Annotated in this window: 21 protein-coding genes and 1 pseudogene; 6 read left to right on the forward strand and 16 right to left on the reverse strand. The window is 34.3% G+C overall.

Annotated features, from left to right (window positions below; genetic code table 11):
* The first annotated feature begins 65 nt into the window (after positions 1-65).
* Entirely contained in the window at positions 66-1,373 is a 1,308-nt protein-coding gene (locus ACX5JI_RS11415; RefSeq protein WP_459501163.1) for a hemolysin family protein, read from the forward strand.
* 1 nt (position 1,374) lies between these two features.
* Entirely contained in the window at positions 1,375-1,857 is a 483-nt protein-coding gene (locus ACX5JI_RS11420; RefSeq protein ID WP_459501164.1) for a DUF456 domain-containing protein, read from the forward strand.
* Between the two features lie 135 nt (positions 1,858-1,992).
* Here the strand turns inward: ACX5JI_RS11420 and ACX5JI_RS11425 are convergent, their stop codons facing one another.
* Complete coding sequence (locus tag ACX5JI_RS11425; protein WP_459501165.1) at positions 1,993-2,172, reverse strand: hypothetical protein; 180 nt, start codon at positions 2,170-2,172, stop codon at positions 1,993-1,995.
* Positions 2,173-2,359: 187 nt separating this feature from the next.
* Between ACX5JI_RS11425 and ACX5JI_RS11430 the strand changes: the two genes are divergently transcribed.
* Positions 2,360-3,145, forward strand: coding sequence for an SDR family oxidoreductase (locus tag ACX5JI_RS11430; protein WP_459501166.1), 786 nt, complete (start codon positions 2,360-2,362; stop codon positions 3,143-3,145).
* A 48-nt stretch (positions 3,146-3,193) separates the two neighbouring features.
* On the opposite strand, the gene ACX5JI_RS11435 is transcribed toward ACX5JI_RS11430, so the two are convergent.
* Together ACX5JI_RS11435 and cls are read right to left on the reverse strand one after the other, a co-directional pair.
* Positions 3,194-3,652, reverse strand: coding sequence for a spore coat protein (locus ACX5JI_RS11435; RefSeq protein WP_459501167.1), 459 nt, complete (start codon positions 3,650-3,652; stop codon positions 3,194-3,196).
* A gap of 32 nt (positions 3,653-3,684) precedes the next feature.
* Entirely contained in the window at positions 3,685-4,869 is a 1,185-nt protein-coding gene (gene cls / locus ACX5JI_RS11440; protein ID WP_459501168.1) for a cardiolipin synthase, read from the reverse strand.
* A gap of 159 nt (positions 4,870-5,028) precedes the next feature.
* On the opposite strand from cls, the gene ACX5JI_RS11445 reads away from it, so the two are divergent.
* Positions 5,029-5,115, forward strand: a complete 87-nt coding sequence (locus ACX5JI_RS11445) for a YjcZ family sporulation protein (protein ID WP_343266989.1) — start codon at positions 5,029-5,031, stop codon at positions 5,113-5,115.
* Positions 5,116-5,316: 201 nt separating this feature from the next.
* On the opposite strand, the gene ACX5JI_RS11450 is transcribed toward ACX5JI_RS11445, so the two are convergent.
* From ACX5JI_RS11450 to cotH, 7 genes are all read right to left on the reverse strand, one after another.
* Entirely contained in the window at positions 5,317-6,186 is an 870-nt protein-coding gene (locus tag ACX5JI_RS11450; protein WP_459501169.1) for a TIGR03943 family putative permease subunit, read from the reverse strand.
* Positions 6,187-6,189: 3 nt separating this feature from the next.
* Positions 6,190-7,086: a permease gene (locus ACX5JI_RS11455; RefSeq protein ID WP_459501170.1), complete on the reverse strand. Its 897-nt coding sequence runs from the start codon at positions 7,084-7,086 to the stop codon at positions 6,190-6,192.
* A 179-nt stretch (positions 7,087-7,265) separates the two neighbouring features.
* Positions 7,266-8,207 carry a magnesium transporter CorA family protein gene (locus tag ACX5JI_RS11460; protein WP_459501171.1) on the reverse strand — a complete coding sequence of 314 codons (942 nt, stop codon included), beginning with the start codon at positions 8,205-8,207 and terminating at the stop codon, positions 7,266-7,268.
* Between the two features lie 184 nt (positions 8,208-8,391).
* Positions 8,392-9,771: a putative polysaccharide biosynthesis protein gene (locus ACX5JI_RS11465; RefSeq protein ID WP_459501172.1), complete on the reverse strand. Its 1,380-nt coding sequence runs from the start codon at positions 9,769-9,771 to the stop codon at positions 8,392-8,394.
* Between the two features lie 96 nt (positions 9,772-9,867).
* Positions 9,868-10,470 (reverse strand): undecaprenyl phosphate transporter UptA, encoded by a 603-nt coding sequence (gene uptA, locus ACX5JI_RS11470; protein ID WP_459501173.1) that lies wholly within the window; start codon positions 10,468-10,470, stop codon positions 9,868-9,870.
* 139 nt (positions 10,471-10,609) lie between these two features.
* A complete protein-coding gene (locus tag ACX5JI_RS11475; RefSeq protein ID WP_459501174.1) occupies positions 10,610-11,227 on the reverse strand; it encodes an NUDIX hydrolase in 618 nt (205 codons plus the stop codon).
* A 693-nt stretch (positions 11,228-11,920) separates the two neighbouring features.
* Positions 11,921-12,997, reverse strand: a complete 1,077-nt coding sequence (gene cotH, locus ACX5JI_RS11480; RefSeq protein WP_459501175.1) for a spore coat protein CotH — start codon at positions 12,995-12,997, stop codon at positions 11,921-11,923.
* A 190-nt stretch (positions 12,998-13,187) separates the two neighbouring features.
* On the opposite strand from cotH, the gene ACX5JI_RS11485 reads away from it, so the two are divergent.
* Positions 13,188-13,784 carry a CotG/ExsB N-terminal domain-containing protein gene (locus ACX5JI_RS11485; RefSeq protein ID WP_459501176.1) on the forward strand — a complete coding sequence of 199 codons (597 nt, stop codon included), beginning with the start codon at positions 13,188-13,190 and terminating at the stop codon, positions 13,782-13,784.
* Between the two features lie 59 nt (positions 13,785-13,843).
* Here the strand turns inward: ACX5JI_RS11485 and ACX5JI_RS11490 are convergent, their stop codons facing one another.
* The 5 genes from ACX5JI_RS11490 to ACX5JI_RS11510 all read right to left on the reverse strand — a co-directional run bounded on the left by ACX5JI_RS11490 (position 13,844) and on the right by ACX5JI_RS11510 (position 18,467).
* Positions 13,844-14,461, reverse strand: coding sequence for a phosphoserine phosphatase 1 (locus ACX5JI_RS11490; protein WP_459501177.1), 618 nt, complete (start codon positions 14,459-14,461; stop codon positions 13,844-13,846).
* A 122-nt stretch (positions 14,462-14,583) separates the two neighbouring features.
* Positions 14,584-15,003 carry a FosB/FosD family fosfomycin resistance bacillithiol transferase gene (gene fosB, locus ACX5JI_RS11495; RefSeq protein WP_459501178.1) on the reverse strand — a complete coding sequence of 140 codons (420 nt, stop codon included), beginning with the start codon at positions 15,001-15,003 and terminating at the stop codon, positions 14,584-14,586.
* A gap of 55 nt (positions 15,004-15,058) precedes the next feature.
* Positions 15,059-16,720 (reverse strand): peptide ABC transporter substrate-binding protein, encoded by a 1,662-nt coding sequence (locus ACX5JI_RS11500; RefSeq protein ID WP_459501179.1) that lies wholly within the window; start codon positions 16,718-16,720, stop codon positions 15,059-15,061.
* 147 nt (positions 16,721-16,867) lie between these two features.
* Entirely contained in the window at positions 16,868-17,812 is a 945-nt protein-coding gene (locus tag ACX5JI_RS11505) for a DUF2628 domain-containing protein (protein ID WP_459501180.1), read from the reverse strand.
* A gap of 202 nt (positions 17,813-18,014) precedes the next feature.
* A complete protein-coding gene (locus ACX5JI_RS11510; RefSeq protein WP_459501181.1) occupies positions 18,015-18,467 on the reverse strand; it encodes a methylated-DNA--[protein]-cysteine S-methyltransferase in 453 nt (150 codons plus the stop codon).
* A 116-nt stretch (positions 18,468-18,583) separates the two neighbouring features.
* Here ACX5JI_RS11510 and ACX5JI_RS11515 point away from each other — a divergent pair.
* Positions 18,584-18,742, forward strand: a pseudogene (locus tag ACX5JI_RS11515) (NADPH dehydrogenase); the annotation flags it as partial.
* A 119-nt stretch (positions 18,743-18,861) separates the two neighbouring features.
* Here the strand turns inward: ACX5JI_RS11515 and ACX5JI_RS11520 are convergent.
* Complete coding sequence (locus tag ACX5JI_RS11520) at positions 18,862-19,521, reverse strand: oxidoreductase (RefSeq protein ID WP_459501182.1); 660 nt, start codon at positions 19,519-19,521, stop codon at positions 18,862-18,864.
* Positions 19,522-19,593: the final 72 nt, after the last annotated feature.

The raw sequence follows: 19,593 nt of genomic DNA on the forward strand, positions 1-19,593 counted from the left end.
TATAAAAGTATAACATACTTGCAGGAGGTGACATCTTTATTCCAACTTCGGAGTAGAGAACACACTTGGACATATTAAATATTTTTCTCATCTTTGTACTTATCCTCATTTCTGGCTTTTTCGTTGCATCCGAATTTGCGGTTGTAAAAGTACGCAAAAGTCGAATTGATCAGCTTGCAAATGAAGGAAACAAGCAAGCACTAGCTGCTAGAAGTGTTCTTTCTAATTTAGATGTATATTTATCAGCTTGTCAGCTTGGTATTACTATCACATCTTTAGGACTTGGTTGGCTTGGTGAACCAACTGTTGAACACTTATTACGACCACTATTTGAAAAAATGAACATTACTGGAACAGTGGCTAATACACTATCTTTCATCATCGCTTTCAGTGTCATTACTTTTTTCCACGTTGTATTAGGTGAACTTGTTCCGAAATCTTTTGCGATTCAAAAAGCTGAAGCAATTACCTTAAAATTTGCTAAACCACTTATCTGGTTTGATAAAATCATGTATCCTTTTATTTGGTTACTTAATGGTACTGCCGTATTTTTTACAAAACTATTCGGCTTAGAACCGGCAAAAGAAAATGAGCTCGCTCACTCAGAAGAAGAATTACGACTTATTTTAGGTGAAAGCTTTAAAAGTGGCGAAATTAACCAAATTGAATATAAATATGTAAACAATATCTTTGAGTTTGACGATCGTGTTGCCAAAGAAATTATGGTACCTCGTACAGAAATGGTTTGCTTATCTACAGCGAATACATTGGCAGAAAACATGGAAATTGTCGCTTCTGAGAAATATACACGCTATCCGATTATAGAAAAAGATAAAGATGATATCATTGGTATGATAAATACAAAAGAAATTTTTCATGATCAAACGAAAGGAATTCACAAACCTTTAGAAGCGTATATACATCCAGTCTTAACTGTCTTTGAAACAGTGCCAATACGTAAAACATTGATTCATCTCCAAAAAAATCGTGTTCAAATGGCAATTGTAATGGATGAATACGGAGGGACAGCTGGTCTATTAACAATGGAAGATATTATTGAAGAAATTATTGGTGAAATTCAAGATGAGTTTGATGCAGATGAACCACCAATGATCGAAAAACGGACACCAAAACTCACTGTACTAGATGGGAAAGTACTCATTTCCGAAGTAAATGATATGTTTGGTCTACATATTGATGATAGTGATTTAGACACAATTGGCGGTTGGCTTCTATCCCAAGCTCTTGATTTAAATATTAAAGCTGGCTACTCAATTGAATATGCTGGTTTCCAATTCAAAGCATTAGAACTTGACGGACACCAAATTAAGAAAGTCGCTGTACATAAACTAGATAGTCAAAAGGAGATATAAAGTGACCATTCTATTAACACTTTGTATAATTGCATGTTTTATCATATCGTTTATTGCGTTTATTTATCCAATCATTCCAGGCATACTTGCATTGTGGGCTGGATATTTTATTTATCATTTTGGCATAAATGGTGGCGAACTAACAATGAGTTTTTGGATCCTTCAAATCCTTTTTACCATCATTATTTTCGTTGCTGATTTTATTGCAAATGGATACTTTTTAAAAAAATATGGGAGCACGAAATGGAGCGAACGTGTAGGAATGATATCTATTATTATCGGTTCCTTTTTCTTCCCACCATTTGGTCTCATTATCATTCCATTTATTTCTGTTTTTGTAACAGAAATCATGCATAAAAAGACACCGCAAGAAGCGTTTATGGTCGGGATTGCTACAGTTGTCGGCTTTTTAAGCAGCACAGTAGCAAAAGCGATTTTACAAATTATTATGATCATCATTTTTGTATGTTACATTCTTTTTTAACCATCCCTTTTTAGGGGTGGTTTTTTAATACACCGTACCTACGCGCTAACTTCCACAATTTACTATATACCTCTATTTTTTCTCAAAATTTAAAAAAGCTTCCTCAACTCATGAGGAAGCCTGTCATTCAAAATATTATTTTTTTTCCTTTGAATCTGAAGAACTGCTATCTTTGCTCGTTTCCTGATCCTTCTTTTCTTCTTGCTGCGTCGTTGTGTCCTCATCCTTCTTTTCGTCCTCACCATTACTACAACCTACCATAAATAAAGAGCTCGCAAGTGCCATAGCAGTTAAAGATTTAACCCATTTATTCATTTGCTTATCCCCCTTTTGATAGAATATGTACAATCTCATATTACTTCTCTTTTTTGAAGAAAATATGAGAAAAACGTAAAGATAAGGTAAATTTATGTAAATTTTCTGATAACAGAAGCGTTTATTTTTCATTTTGTACTATTTTCACTTATAATAAAAGGTATCTCACAAAGAAAGGTTGATACATATGGAACTTGGATTAGCTGGAAAAACTGCTCTAGTTGTCGCTTCTAGTCAAGGTTTAGGAAAAGCAATTGCTGCGGAACTTATAAAAGAAGGAACAAATGTTATGATACTGAGTCGTAGTGAGGAAAAGCTAGCAGCCTTACAAAAGGAATTGCTCACCCTTAATAAAGGTAATGTCATGTATACAGTTTGTGATGTTACAAACAAAGAAAGTATAGAACAAGCGATACAATATACTATACAAACCTTTGGTACAATTGATATTTTAGTAAACAATGCCGGTGGCCCTAAGCCTGGTACCTTTGAACAATTAACAGACGAGGATTGGTACCATTCATTTGAACTTAATTTATTAAGTTACGTTCGCATGATTCGCGAAGTACTACCATATATGAAAACACAAGGCGGAAAAATTATTAACATTGCTTCATCTTCTATTAAAGAACCTATCCCCGGATTACTATTATCGAATACATTCCGCGTCGGTATTACAGGCTTAGCAAAAACATTAGCAACTGAGCTTGCTCCACATAATATTTTAATTAATACAATTGCGCCAGGACGTATCGCTACAGACCGTATCGCTTCTCTGGATCAAACACTTGCTGAAAAGCATGGAATTACAGTAGAAGACGTTCAAAAACAATATGAAGCTACTATCCCTCTTGGGAGATACGGTCACCCTAGCGAATTCGCAGTGTTCGCTGTATTCCTCGCATCCGATGCAAATACATATATAACCGGACAATCTTTCCTTGTTGATGGAGGAATGGTGAAAAGCTTATAATTTCTGTCAAAAAAACAAGACAACTCATATGCTGTCTTGTTTTTCATTCTATGCAAACCGTTCATCTGCATATATATTTTCTATTGTATATTCTTTTTTCACAACATATTGCCATATGCTATATGCGTAACGATTCATTTTAACAAAGCAGTTTTCCAAAAATGATCGAAATTCCGGATTTGCAACTTCTACAGCAACTTGAGCAAATCTGAGTGCTAATCTTTTTAAATTTGAAATATAGGAAATCGCAATTTCAATATCCCCCTTACTTGTACTCTTCATTGATACACCATTTTGTATAAGGGGAGACTTCAGTTGCTCGCAAATCATATGCTGTATATTTTCACCTTCTTGAAAGTTCACTTGTTCATTATATGCTTGCAAAATATAAGGTAAATGCTGTTTTAATATATCACCTAATTCCTCATCTTCTACTCTATTCAAATACTCACCCATCATATGAATCATTTCATAACTACACTTCAATAATTCTTCCATACATCTCATAGTATAGCTCCCCCCTTTCTTCTAATGTATGCCTACAAATAGAAAGCAAGAACATTTGCTACCTTCGCTAAAAACCAGTCCCAACTACTAATTTTTTCAAAATCTTTATCAACCAAACGCTTCGAATCATGAAAGTCCTCCTGTAGCCGCCTCCGCACCTCAGCTACAACTCCCTTGTCATAGATAAAACAGTTCGATTCTGTATTTATATAAAAACTACGATTATCAAAATTAGCTGTCCCTACATCCGCACTTGTATCATCAATTATTGTTACTTTTCCATGAAAAAAACCATTCCGGTATTGATAAATTTCAGCACCAGCATCTAGTAGCTTTTTCAAATGGGGATAAGCTGCTTGCTTTAATAACAGAGCATCACTTTTGAAAGGAACTAAAATCTTTACAGTCACACCGCGTTTCAGGACTTCTTGTAAACCATTCATCATTTCCCTACTTGGTACAAAATATGGCGTTGCAATAATTAATGATTTTTTAGCTTTGTTAATTAATGCTCCATACTCTTGCCATAGCCCCTTCCCATCTGAAAATACATATTGGTACTTTACTTTCCCTTGCTGATGTGGTTCTTTGTACAAAGAAAGCTTTTCACCTGTATCTGCATACCAATCCTCTGCAAATTTCCTTTCCATATCAACTGCTCCATCTCCTTCAATACGTAATTGATAATCACGCCATCTCCCAAATTTAGGATCCTTCCCAAGATACTCCTCTCCAATATTAAAACCACCAATATAAGAAACTTCGCCATCAATCACTGCGATGCGGCGATGATTTCGTTGATGCAATGAATGAAAAAAGTTTTTTAATTTAAACTTTTTACTAAAAGTAAACTTAACACCCGTTTCTTTTAACTGCTGCATCACTTTTTTCTTAATTTTATAACCACCAATACGGTCTACTGATAATTTCACATCCACACCACTCAATGCTTTTTGTTCTAATATTTTTAAAAATTCCTGACTCACTTCATCTTTACCAACAATGTAAAAGTGAATATAGACATACTTTTTCGCATGATTTATATCGTCAAATAAATTTCGATTCAAATCGTTCCCATCTGTATATAATTGAAAATTCCCATATCGAATTTGTGATATTTCAAGCTTATTGATCATTTTCTTCTCCATTTCTAGATCGATGTTCATCCATATAAATACGCCGATGATACATAACAAAATGGCTATACATTTTTTCATGGATAAAATCCTTTCTTCAAAATCCTTTATCCCTATATCGTTCCTTTTTTTTCAATTTAACATACAAAAAAAACAAGATTTCGTGATAAATGTCCCTGTCAAACAAGAGTGGATTTGCATATTGTATGTTGTATTCTGCAATAAAAGGAGGAAATAACAATGGGCTTTGCATGTGGAAATGGATTTTCATTACTTGTCGTACTATTTATCCTCTTAATCATCGTTGGTGCTGCTTGTTTTTGTTAGTTAGCTACCTTTAAGGGTGATATATAGTTAAAAAACTATAAAAGCGGACATCTATCTTTAGATGTCCGCTTTTCATTCTAAGCTACTTCATAAGAAAAAGGAGCCCATTACCCTACTATATACAGGCAAAGGGCTCCCTTCTACTTTTAACATATTTTTAACATGCGCACGATTGTTTCCTTTTTCAGTGCCTTCCTAGAATCAATCTGCTCCTCTAAATACATATTGCTCTTTCGGTTGTTCAACCTTATTCCAATTTGTTACTTCTAAAACAGGAATGTTTGCGTGGAATGGTTGATAAAACTCAGTTGAAATTTCACCTTCAACTTCAATCCAATCATCATTTTTCCACTCTACTCCATCTGGCTTTTTCACTAACATTCCGTATACACCCGAATCGGCTACGCAATGAATAATACCAAAACGGAATAAGAAATATTGCTCTTTCTTTGCAGAGTCGTCACGGAAGACAAATCCTTTAAAAGAAAGCTTTTTCCCGACAAATTCTCCAGGATAATTATAGATTGTTTCCATTCCTTTTAAGAAATTCTCATCATTTAAAGCTATTTTATCTTTATCTACAAATTGTTTTTTCCCTTTTTCCATTACATCTCTGTATCCTTCTTTCGCATAATAAATGCTCGTATCTGGTTTTAAAAATTGTCTTCTCATAAACGGATCTTGACTATCTGGTTGTGAAACTGGGAAATGAAATCCTTTCGCTTTTACAATGTCTGAATCTAACGTCGCGATTGGAAAAAACAATCCTGAAATAATAGGAAAGCACAATAATGAATATGAAAAGGCGCGTTTCCACCATGTATTTTCATCTTTTGAATGATCATGTCCACAATGACTATGATCACAACCACAACTATGCTGATCTTTTTCATTTTTATGTTCCTTTTGGAACACAACGATGATTTGAATAATTGTTAAAAACCCTAAAATAATTGCAGCTGTTGTGGATAAATACGCATACTTCATATTAATATACTTTGTTATATTACCAGAAATATGAAGCTGTGCTATTAAAATTGTAAACCCTAATAATATATATGCCCGAAACATAATCTACCACCCCATCGCATAAATGAGTAGTGAGCTTGCATAAACAACAAGTGTAACTGTCACTGTCACAATAATTACAAATCTTGTTTTAAATGTCGCAAACATCATAAACATATTTTTAATATCCACCATCGGTCCATAAACAAGGAACGCGACAAGTGATGCTGTTGAAAACGTACTTTGGAAAGAAGATGCGATAAAAGCATCTGCCTCTGAACATAATGATAAAATAAAAGCAAGTCCCATCATAACTGCTGATGAGGAAAACGGCCCTTGTCCTATAGTAAGTAATGTCGAAGTTTGTACAAACGTTTGAACAGCAGCAGCAATTAACGCTCCCATCACTAAATATTTCCCCATTGAGAAAAACTCTTCAACCGCATGTGTACAAACATCCCATATTTTCTTACGCAATGGACGTTTATGATCCTCTTCTGGAAAATGTTCATCACGCAATTGATGATCTTTAAACATAAATGATAATATGAGTCCAACAATTACAGCAACGATAATTGCCACAATCGAACGGTACCATACCATATGCATACTACTTCCAAACGCAACGTATGTGGCAAATAATACAACCGGATTAATAATAGGTCCCGTTAACATAAATGCAATTCCGGCATACGGGGGGACACCTTTCCCAATTAACCGCCTTACAATTGGAACGATACCACACTCACAACCCGGAAACATCATTCCAAGGAAAGTAGCTAATAATACAGACAGAAATCGATTTTTTGGCATCCATTTCGCCACCATATCTTCTGTCACAAACATTTGAATGAATCCTGAAATAAATACACCAATTAGCACAAATGGTAGTGCTTCAATTAAAATTGAGATAAAAATCGTATTCATTTGTAGGAATGCTTTCGGTAAATGAAACATTTCCACGATGTGTTTCCTCCATTCCTTCCTTAATAAAGTGTAATTTTAACGTCAAATAATAATTTTAACAAGTCTTATACATCTTGGAAATAATGCTGCTCACATTCCTATCATAAAACTCTGTTATGACAAAAAAGCTGCTCTAGTGCAGTCTCACGACTATGCTAGAGCAGCTTTCTTTATCTCTAAAAATAACGTTTCTTCCAAAAAATAAACGCTAACGTGCAAGATAATGTCGCACATATAATCATTACAATTACAAAACCATACGGGTTTGCTTGCAATGGAATTGTCACGTTCATTCCGAAAAAGCTCGAAACCATTGTCGGTAATGATAAAATAATAGTAATAGAAGTCAAGAGTTTCATGACACTGTTTAAATTATTTGAAATGACTGAGCTAAACGTATTCATCATACCGCTTAAAATATTACTATATATTTCAGCCATTTCAATGGCCTGTTTATTTTCAATTAACACATCTTCTAATAAATCTTGATCATCTTCATACATTTTAAGAAAGTTATTATTACGCATTAACTTTTGAATAACAATTTTGTTCGCTTTTAAAGATGTTGTAAAATACACTAAACTCTTTTCAAGACCTAATAATGTAAAAATTTCTTTATTTTTCATTGATTTATTTAATTCATGCTCTAAATCAATTGTTTTTCTATTAATTTGTTTTAAGTATCGTAAATAATAAGTAGAAATTGTATATAAGAGCTGCAGTGCAAAACGTGTCTTTTTAAAAGTATAAAATTCTTTAATACGTTGATTAATAAAGCGCTCGAAAATCGGATTTTCTTCCAAACAAATGGTCACGAAACATTCTGGCATTACAATCATACCAATCGGAATTGTGTCATATATTGAATTCCCTTCTTCATCATGCCTCACTGTAGGGATGTCAACGATAATTAATGCATTATCATCTTCTTTTTCAATACGAGATCGCTCTTCATCGTCCAATGGATCCTTAATGAAATCCAATTCTACATTTAATGTTTGCACTAAAAATTGAATTTCCTCTTCTGTTGGATGAAGTACATTAATCCAACAACCTTTTTCAATTTCTTCTATTTCTTGTAGTTTTCCGTTTCGGTCTGTTAAATAAATATTTAACATACTATCACCCCGATTCTTTTTACATGTGGGAATCTACCTCACTTAAACAACAGTTTTTGAACCGCCATTTTCAGCATATGAAACAAACGTTCAAATTTCAATAGAAAATTATTTTGAAAACGCTTTTCTCCATAAATTTTTGTAAAATAGAAAAAGACAGAGAGTGCCCTGTCTTTCCAAAAGCTCATGTTGCCTTTATAACATATTTAGAAAGCATCCACAAGTTAAATGCAACCGAAACGGTGTAACCTGCATATGTTGAAATAATAAAGCTAGTATAGTCAAAGTACGATAATAATACAATATTGAGTACGACTTTCACTATAATTCCTAAAGTTAAACCAAGAATTGTTTTTTGTTGCTGATTAATTCCTTGTAACATCGCAGCAGTAACTGTAAACAATGAAAATAATATACATACCGGTGCATAGTACTGTAAAATAACACTTCCTAAACTGGGATCATTTCCTACTCCAAATAAAAAAGTATATATAGGTTTAGCTAATAGTATCATTCCCACTGCCGCTGGAATTGTAATCGCTACAACAAGCAAATTCGTTCTCGTGAAATGCTTATATAATAATTGCACATTTCCAGCTGTATAAGCTTTCGTCATCTCAGGAACGAGAGACATACTAAAAGCTGTTGCAACTGAAACTGGAATAAGTACAATCATTTGAACAAGCCCAATTATCGCATTTATTTTTTCTGCTTCGATTTGTACGTAACCAATCTCTATCAACAACTTATTAATTGTAAATGTATCAATTGTTTGATATAACGGAATCGCTAGTCCCACCGCAACAAATGGGATTGAATACGTGAATAGTTCTTTGTATAAAGAAAAAAACGATTTCGTTGTCTGTGGGATACTAGAAACTTCCTTCCGTTTCAAGTATTTCCGTCGTCTCATATAAAATCCAAGCAAAACAGTTAATCCAGCTGCCGCCCCCATAAATGCGCCAAAAGTTGATACTCCAACCGCTAGCGAAACAGACGCTTTCCAAATATGCAAGACAACAAAGCTTCCTATTAAGATTGTCAATACACGAAAAAACTGTTCTACAACTACACTAGATGCTGACGGTCCCATAGATTGAAATCCTTGAAAAAAACCACGTAATAAACTCATTACGGGTACAATTAATAACGCAAAACTAACAATTTGAATATTATATGTAACAGCAGTCATACTATTACCAGTTTGATCACTTCCATCAATCACTAGCTTCGCAAGATATGGAGCTAACATATAAAGCACTAGAAATGAAACTACCCCCATAAAAATCATGAAAAATATTCCACTTTTCAACACCCGTTTTACTGTATGATAGTCATTTAACTGATCATATTTCGAGACCATTTTTGAAACAGCGAGTGGTAATCCCATTGTTGCAATACTTAACATAATAGTATATGGCCGATATGCATACGTATATAATACATATCCACTAGTACCGACCATTGCTGTAAATGGAATAACATATATAAATCCGAGCATTTTAGATATCATCGTTGCCATCGTTAAAAATAATGTTCCACGTAAAAACGGCGATCCCTTCATTTCATTCCCCCGCTACGCTTTATTACTACACATTATGGACAACTTCTCTATTTTAGAACTAACGTGCATAAAAAAAAGCCAATGAAATCATTGGCTTTAACGAACTGTTTTTCTTTTTTTCAATAACTTTAAACCGAAATAAAGAGCAATAAAGAGCACTGCCCCAATAATTATGTAATGCGTATAGTCAGCCGCATATTCTTTAATTTGACGCCAATTCCCACCTAGTTTTTCTCCTAAATAAATAAAAAGAATTGACCACGGAATAATCGCAATAACTGTATATGCTGTGAAATTTTTCAAAGGCATTTTTGCTAATCCCGCAGGAATTGAAATTGCGTGACGCACAACTGGTATAAAGCGTGCTGAAAAGATTACTCCCGCTCCATATCGATTAAACCAGCCTTCTGCTACATCTAAATGATGCTTGTTAATCAATAAATATTTTCCATATTTCTCAACAACAGGACGCCCTCCGTAATATCCTAACCAATACAAGAAGATTTGTGCTAAAGTACCACCGATTGTGCCGGCAATTACTGCTCCAACAAAACCGATTTCACCTTGTGCGACTAAAAAACCAGCATAAGAAAGGACAATCTCACTAGGAATAATTTCAATCATTAACCCTAAGGCAACTCCAAAGTATCCTAGACTTGCAAAAAATTGCAATAACTGCTCTATTAAATTTCCTAACATTTTCTTTTTTATCTCCTTTTCTGCTTACATACTTTCCTATTATCTCACAAATATTCCTCATTCTCTACCCAAAATATGTACAATTCATGATACATATATCAAGTATGAATAAAAAGATAGAGAGATTTATACATTTTTCTTAATCAAGTAACGGTTTTTTATCCTTCTCTTTCACATAAGCAAACATTTCTTTAATTTGCCACTCTGTATTTCTCGCAGTCGATAACTCTGGAATTTCCTTTTCGCTAAAAAAATTCACCGCCTCCGTTTCAATACTTGTTTGTTTTTCTCCTCCAATAATTTCACAGCCAATAAATATTTTATATACATGCATTGCTGATGGTGATGGATGATGTTTTTCTTTATCAAACACTGCTAATAATCGAAAATGGTCCACTTTATAACCCGTTTCTTCCCATACTTCTTTTGCTGCCACCTCTGTTGGTGTATAACCAACGTCTGCCCATCCACCTGGCAAAGCCCATTTTCCATCGCTTTTTTCTTTCACAAATAATAATTTATCCCCCTGATGCACAACAGCTCGGATATCTACTTTTGGTGTTTGATAACCTGTTTCATTGGCAAATAATTTTTCTACCACTTCCCAATCTGTCTTCGTATAATGAGACATCATCGTAACTGAAAGATCACGTAGTTGCCCGAAACGTTCCAGATCATACACATCTTTTGAATACGTTAAACCAGCCTGAGCAATGGCTTGTATTTGTTTTACCCAATCAATCCATTTTGCTTCCATATTATCACCAACCTATGAAAAATTATTTTCTATTTACATGAAACGATACATCGTTCCACTACAAACTAAAACAATCTACACACTCCGGGCCATTTCTAGAGAACTCTTAATATGGATGTGTAATACATAACAGTTTACCATGACCACTTATACATATTTCAAAGGAACCTCTTTCTGTACGAATCATTTTCTGTTCATAATTTACCAATTTATCCAACTTCATCTTATCATATATAACCACATGTTTTTATTGCATTACTACTCTTATCACATACTTTTCGAGAAATAAAAACCTACTCTCAAGATATATTCTTAAAAATGCTATGTCTCACTGATTAAAAAGAGATGACCTTCTAACTAATCCTATTATCACTTTAATGTTTCACAACACCGAAGTATTGAAATCCCTTCAAACTTTAATCAGTGTGAATTTTCCATCTAACTCCTTTACTACCACCAAATTCCGCAATAAGATAGCTTACCATCTATCCCGCATTAACGGGCAGTAAGACCCCCACCTCAAGATTCAGAGAGAAACAAGGAAGGTAGGTGTGAGGATCAACTGCCCGTAAAAGCCCGATTGGTTCAACTAATAATCAGTGGGAGGTGAAAAAAATCCACTGATTAACGTTTCATTTTATAAATAACTGAACTACAAAAACGAGATTGATAAAGAATCAATCCCGTTTCACATTATGTTAATTCACGAAGATGCTCTTGTATATATTGACGTCGATTGTCTATATATTGAAAAATAATATCTGGTTCTTGATCAAAAATGTCTATTTTATCTTTCATATACGGGTCTTGAATTAGGTACGGACGGATCACTTCATACATTCCCTCTACTTTTGGTTTTATAAAAGAAACTGTGAATTTTTCTTCTAAAATCTCTTCAATAATACTTCGATATTGGTTTCGAAATACTGGTATATCAAGAATTCTAGCACTCAATGTATTGTATCCTTGAATACGGATATACTCATGATTTAACAACCTTCCTTCTACATCACGCCCCCACGTCGCATCATAATCCCACGGTATTACTTCAAATAAATTCGTTTCATCATTATGATACAGTGCATAGTTATGAACGAATCCATCAAAGTTTTGCGTCAAAATGACACCTGCTAGCCATCGTAAATATTTGTCAACATCTAGAAAGTTCACAATCTCTTTTTCATACTTCTCTCGTGATAATACATTTGCTTGGTACACAAATTCACTCAGTTGCTCTTCACTATGTTCATTTGCGCATTTAAACTCATATCCTGCAGCTAAGTTTGTTTTAACTCCCTCATCCCGCTCACTCATTAAAGAAAAATTCGCATCATCATCAATTGCGTAAAAAATTGATCCACTCGGTAATTTTCTGCTCTTCAAAAAATTTTCATCAACAGACTCTAATTGTAAATATACACCTTGAATTTGACCGTTAATTTTAATAACGACATGTTGAGATTTTGGTGAAAGCACACCGATGTCACGAAAAAAATCAAGCGATAATTTATTTCGAATCAGTGACGGATCTTTAAACTCTGAATTTAGATGAAACTCTTTTACACCTTGAAATCGTTTTGGTTTGTAAAACATCACATGATATGATTTTTTTTCAAATTCCCGAATATGAGCTCCTCGGTAAACAATATCGATATCATATTTTCTTTTCTCATATGTTAATTTCGCAGGAACTGGACTATCAGACCAAATATCTTTCTTTAATTCAACAAGATACATTGGATGAATAAAAAAATCATAAGAAGGCAGCATTGTTCTCCCATCCCTTCTTTTTTCTCCCTTTACTGTATGCTCATTATTTTGTCCATGTCCATATATCCGCTATATGTCTATTTTCATTGAACCTAAACTCTTGTCTCATGCAGAAGAGATTCTCTCTTCATACCATGATTAGTGTAAAAGGGATACCTTTTCATTTTATTTAACGATAAGGAGGATTTCTATGAAGCGAGATATTCAAAAAGCCGTTGAAGAAATCAAAAGTGCAGGAATGGAGGAATTTTTACATCAAGATCCAAGTACTTTTGAATATGATGATGACTCTTCAAAATATGATTGTAAATCAAGTCGCAAAAAACACAATCGTAAATCAAGTCACAAAAAACATGATTGTAAGTCAGATCACAAATGTCCTAAAACAGAATGTATTCGTGAGAAAAAATGTACATTTGTTACAGAATGTAATCGCGTGAAAAAATGTACGTTCGTTACAAAACGTACTCATGTACGTGTACAGAAATGGACATTTGTTACAAAAGTTACTCACGAAAAAAAATGCAAATTCGTTACAGAACGTAAACGCGTGAAAAAATGTACATTCGTTACAAAATGCGTGCGCCATGAAAAGAAACATTACTGGACAAAACGTTCTTATTGTAAAAAATCTGTATTCTATCCTGAGCATGATTGTGATAGCGATAAACATTCTTCTTGGAAGGAAGATCGTAAATTACGCCGCCGTGACTGGGAAGATGAGAAAAAATCGTCCTGCAAGCGGAAAAAATTTGATCACTTTTGGTATAAAAAAGATAATGAATAATTTTTAATACTTTATTGTTAGCAGTAACCGTAAAAAAGACCGCGAGAGAGCGGTCTTTTTTACACTTGCTGAAAATGACTTATATCAGCAAATTGTTTAACACTAGCCTTTTTTTCTTCAAATTCAATGATACTTAGGCTCGCACTATGCATAAATGGATCATCCCACACTTTTTCGACAGAAAGACCAGCAAAATGACCTACAAGTAATTTTGCCGCCGCAGCGTGTGAAACAATTAAAATACTCTCACCTTTATGCTTCTCTAAAAGATCGTTCACTCCTTCTATCACACGATTATATACATCATAAAAATTTTCGCCTGACGTGGAGCAAAAGCGGTGTGGCTCATTCCAAAATGTATGTACTTCCTCCGGATATTGCGCCTCCAAATCCTCAAGCGTCTGCCCTTCCCATGTTCCCATATTAATCTCATAAAAGTGTTCATCAGCTATAATCGGAATGTGTCGTCCCCCTTTTATCAATTCCGCTGTATGCATCGTCCTATCACTTGGACTACTATATATCGTAGCAAGTGATATATCTTTTAGACGTTCCCCTAGCTGCTTGGCTTGCAGCATGCCTTTTTCCGTTAAGTTCGAGTTCTTTCTTCCTTGCATACGCTTTGCGATATTCCATTCTGTTTCCCCATGACGTGTTACATATAATGTTGTTTTCATGTTTATCCCCCTTACCATCCTAGTCGTAATTCCAATAACTCTAATGCTCCTACAATCCATTCACTTTTTTCACTTTGAATCCCCAAAAGTAACGAGCGCATACATACTCTTCTCAATTACCTTTATGAATAAAATTTCATATGTGGCTTTGTTTCCTTATAATACTTTAAGCGATCTTGCAATGTACCTGAATGTAACTCAAACTTATGGCCATCGGGATCCATAAAATAAATAGATTGACAATCTCTTACATCCCGTTCTCTTCCTTGTAAAATATGAACTTTATTTTCTTCTAATCGCTTTACTAACCGATTAAAATCCTCTTGTTCAACAGAAAACGCAAGGTGTGTATACGACTGATGAATTTCATTTCTAGGAATACCTACCTCTTCATTAAGCGCTATCCACACTCCGCATATATCAAAATATGCTAATTTCCTTCCTCGTACTAATAAAACACCTTCTAACACTCTCTCATAAAATTGAATAGATTTTTCTAAATTGGAAACAGAAAAACAAATATGATTAATGCCTTTTAACACTCCTTGTCACCTCACCAATAAAAGATGCACGAAAATTCGTGCATCTTTTATTATACTATTTTTTTGTAATATATGCCCATTTATAACTAAAATCACCACCGAATGTATGATTTGCAATTCCTTTTACATATGTTTTTTCTAAATATGCTGTACTTTGCTGATAAGTAGGTGAAATCGCAACATCTTTTCCAATTAAAATTTTCTCTGCTTCTGCCAGTGCTTTCCAGCGTGCTGCATCATCTTTTAACAGCTCACCTTTCGATTTGGCAACTAAGTCATCATATTCCGGATTTGAGTACGCCATTTCATTAAACGTACTTCCTGTAATAAACATATCGATATAGGTCATTGGATCTGGGTAATCTGGACTCCACGCTGATAGTGAAAACTCATATTGCAATTTCTTTTCTAAATCTAATTTTTGTTTATACGGTTGTTGTTTCAAATTTACTTTTATGCCAGGTAAATTTTTTTCAAGCTCTTCTTTAATAAAATCACCAACTTTTTTCCGACTACCATTGTCATCGTTTAGTAATTCTACTGTAATTGTATCTTGACCCAATTCTTTTTTCGCTTCTTCCCATAATTTTTTCGCTTTTTCTGCATTGTCTTTACTATCACGGAAGTTTTTATTTACAGTACGAAAATCCTTTCCATCTGGACCTGTTGTAAATTTTTCCGGTACTAAGAAATATGCTGGTAATGAGCCATCATTCAAAATGACATTAGCAATTCCTTTTTTATCATACGCTAAATCAATCGCTTCACGCACTTTTTGATTTTTAAATGTTGGGTTTTGTTGATTAAAACGCAAGAAATACATGCGCGGATCTAGTTTCGTTTTAAATTCATCCGGCTTATTCTTTTTATATTTATCAACAAATTCTGAAGTTAAAATTACGCGGTCTGCTTGATCATTATCATACAGATTCACACTTGTGCTCGTTTCTTTTACAATACCAACATTAATTTCTTCTAGTTTTACAGTATCTTTGTCCCAATAATTCGGATTTTTCTTTAATTGATAGCTTTGTTCATGTTTCCATTCACTTAACGTAAACGGTCCATTGTATAAAATTTTATCAGCTTCTAACGCATAGTTATCGCCTTGTTTTTTTACAAACTTCTCATTTAAAGGAAAGAATGTTGGAAATGATGTAAGATCTAGAAAATATGGAGTTGGCTGTTCTAATTCTACCACTAATGTTTTATCATCTTTTGCTTTGACACCTAGCTGGTCAAGAGGTAACTCTCCCTTATTAACTTTTTGCGCATTTTTTACATCAAATAAAATAAATGCATATTCAGCTGCTGTTGCTTTATCAAGTGCACGTTGCCAGCCATACACAAAATCTTGTGCACGCACCGGCTCACCATTCGACCATTTTGCATCTCTTAATTCGAACGTGTATGTTTTCTTATCTTCACTAATCTTCACATCTTTTGCCATGCCTGGAACTGGCTTATTATCTTTATCTAAACGATATAAACCTTCCATTGCATTTACAAATACTCGGAATGATACGGAATCTGTTGATTTTGACGTATCCATCGAAGGAATTTCTGCTGTTTCTAGTAAGTTTAGCACTTGCTTATCGGCTATCCCCTTACTTGTTTCTTTCTTCGTTGTCGATGCTTTCTCCTCATTTCCACAACCTGCAACGAACATACTTGTTGACAATGTAAGTGCAGCAAACGTTACAAATTTTCTCTTCATTCTTCCTTCCCCCAATCTCTATGTATACAGTAAAGTATGTACGATATTATTATACAAAAAATTCAGATTATTTTAAATATTTTTCTTCATAAAAATAAAAAAAGAAATGAATGTAAAAGCTACCTCATCTGCTTTCACATTCACTTCTTATAACATCTCTTTTTCTTTATCTTTTTGCAATCCATCGTTCAGCTCAAAAAGATCTTGCACACGAAATACGTCTTCCATCATTTTTAAGAATTCTTTTTCACCTTGTGGTTCACCGTTAATTATAAAAGAATATGGTTCGATTTCATGCAACTTGTAATCAACAACAAATTGAATAACAATTTGTTGCCTTGCCATACCATGATTGTATCCATGAAATTCTACCAATTCTAATCCATCTTCCCCGCGGTAATAAACCCAGGTTGGTTGCTTAAAATATTGTTCAAACGATTCTCCAATAGAAAAGAAAGGATATTCATAAAGGGAACTTGCCCGTACTTTTTGAATGACATCTCGATCCGTGGGAAAGAAAAAGTGACTCATAAATATACTAGCAACTGTCAAAATTGTAACAATAGCTACTCCAAATTTACTTGTTCCACCACTATCACGAATAAGATAATTCTCAACATCTTCATTCTTTATCCCTCTTGCTTTTATCCGGTATATTTTCCGCTCAGCAAATCGATAGTATAATCCATTCGCAAAGATCCCGATTCCTATCATCATTAAAATGAGCAATAAGAAAGTAAGCGGAACCATATTAATAATTGGGAGCGCTACATTGAAACCCATATAATACGAAAATGCGTCACAAGCTACGAATAAGATTACAAATAAGCAAGCCGGTAAGTAATACTTTCGATATCCAAACCATCCAACATTAAAAATAGCAGCCCATCCATTCCAGCTCCATCTTGCTATTCGTTTCTTTTCCTTATCCCATTTCCTTTTAAAGTATGGATAATGCGCTCCTACATATTGCTCCATATCTTTTTCTATTGCCGAGATCTCCTCTTTCGTTCTATTATGTAAAACTTGCTGACAACCTTCACAATTAAACTGACCATCAGAACAAGGATTCTCACAATTTATACAACGCAAAATAATCCCTCTTTCCATTATTTATCCGCGATTTATACTTCTTGTCCAACAACTTGAAACTTAGTTACTTGCAGAAAGAGGCTTTCACAGGATAGCGTACCCACAAATAATGTGTGAACCCATTCCGTTCATACTTGAATACTAATTTCCATTAACCTCTAATCACTGAAAACTACTATCGCCACCGGAACGGTGTTTCACTCTATTTCAAAATCCCTTCATGTTTTAATAACCATTCTTTTCGCCATAGTCCACCTGCATAGCCAACCAGTTTTCCATTTTTTCCAATTACACGATGACATGGAACAATAATAGAAATTGGATTGCGGCTATTCGCTCCACCAATCGCACGTACTGCCTTTATATTATCAATTTTTTCTCCAATATTTAGATAAGAGACGCTCACTCCATATGGAATCGTATAAAGCGCATCCCAAACCTTCTTTTGAAATGGCGTTCCAACTGCTGACAATGGTACTGTAAATTCAGTTCGCTGCTGATTAAAATATTCATCTAATTCAGCAATACATTGTTCTACAATTTGATTCTTATTTTCTTCTTTCCGCTCCTCCACAAAAATAACAGAAATAATCCCCTCATCATTGGCAGTAATTTCAAGTAAACCTATTTCACTTTCATAATAAGCTCGATACATACTCTATCCCCCAATTTAATTCATTTCAATAATTGTAACACAAATGCACGAATTTTCGAGAATGAGCGTTTTATTAGGGAAACAAAAATGATAATGATACAATAAAAGGAACTGCAATAAGAGGGAATAATGCTGCAGACTTAATTTTTATTGGTCGCGAGCTACTCCGCAACCCCTATTTTCCAAGAACAGCTGCTAATGAACTTGGTTTTGAATTAGAAGAGCCTCACCAATATCAACGTACTCATGGTAAAATAACCCAGATTCGTCGATAAGGTGAATTAGAACTGAATGCCGTTACACTTTAATCAATTTTCTCCCACCTTCTACTGATTTTTAAACAAAAAATCGCAAGATAAAGCAAAAACGAGAAGGGACTGCCTTCTCGTTTTTATTATTTCATCATTGTAATCTCTGTGGAATTATAAATATGAACACCTGATTCTTCACGTAGTGCTGCTAAATACATTCCTTTTGCGACCTGCTCGGCTGTTATCGGCTTATATTTTTTTAAGGTACCATTAAATACAAATGGTAAAACACCAAATATCTTCTCAGCCATTCTTTCTCCAAAACGAAACTCTTCTCGATCCCCTAACAATAACGAGGGTCTAAATATATGGATTCCACCAATGACTAGCTTTTGAAGCTCTTCCTCCATTTTTCCTTTTACTTGCGAATAAAAGAAAAGTGATTTTGGATTAGCCCCCATTGAAGAAATAACGAGAAAATTTTGTACACCTTGTTTTTCTGCCAAACAAGCTGCCCGTAATGTATATTCATAATCTACTTTTTTAAAATTCGCTTTTGTTTTTGCTTTCTTAATCGTTGTTCCAAGACAACTAAAGACATCATCAACAGCAAAAAATTCCTTATACTCTTCTAGTATAGAAAAATCCACTTGTTTTTGCTGTAACTTTTCATGTTCCCATTGCAGCGGTTTTCTGACAAAAATCATAACCGAATCATAGTAATCTGAATCAAGTAATAGCTGCGTCACTTCTTGTCCAACTAAACCACTTGCGCCGAGTACTAAGGCTGTTCTTTTATTCATTTATCTTTATACCTCTTTATCTAATTTTATACCATCCGTCGAGCCAGATAGCACAAATCCTATTGCTAGGAG

The organism is Bacillus sp. C1 (genome assembly GCF_054570475.1).